This is a genomic window from Vibrio sp. 811 (genome assembly GCF_033339195.1).
On sequence record NZ_JAWOUB010000457.1, the window covers coordinates 1 to 674 of the forward strand.

The window sequence follows — 674 nt, forward strand, 5'->3', positions numbered from 1 at the left end:
TGTTCACATTCCGTTGGATAAGAAACAGCAATATTCAATTATTGGCAATAACTCACGCTATCAGAGCGAACTGTTACAGACCTTTTACCAAGGTGTTTTTATGCTGTGGCATTTTTAAATCGAAATACCTCAAAACCTGCTGATGATTTAATCATTTGTTGAATTTTATAGTGTGTCGTTTTACTCAAGTGGTTGAGCAACGAAATGGATACTGACTTGGAGCGCCGGTCAACGGTATATAAAATGCACAAATACAAAAGATAATAGTTTGCATTGCGATTCATGGTTAAGTATAAAGGGGGCAGATCTCAAACCGTAACCGCACGCAATCATGTCCGAGCCATTCTTCCCGCAACTCTTTCAAACATCGCAAACCATCACTCCTTATTTACATGGCGATATTGGTCGCATTGAGTCGGATGCCATTCATATCGATAATGATATCAATCCCATCGTTCAAGAGTTGTATCGTCAACTTTCTGAAACGTATCCAGAGGCCGGAAGGGCGTATTGGCTCACAAGAACATGGGATTTGCTCTGTTGGCAGCCAATCTACGTTGCGCTTGTCTCTATCTACGGTTTTCAATCGCTCCCGAATTTACGCAATATGGCGCAGTACTTACAGCCCTGCTTTGTAAGAGGATTTCGCTTTGCGGATCAGGAACATATTCAAG

The 674-nt window shown here is 41.7% G+C and carries 1 protein-coding gene; it reads left to right on the forward strand.

What is annotated here, in order from left to right; all coding sequences use genetic code 11:
* Positions 1-331: 331 nt before the first annotated feature.
* Positions 332-674 (forward strand): siderophore ferric iron reductase (locus tag R7Q46_RS27460; protein ID WP_318078316.1); only part of this gene is annotated, 343 nt, incomplete at its 3' end.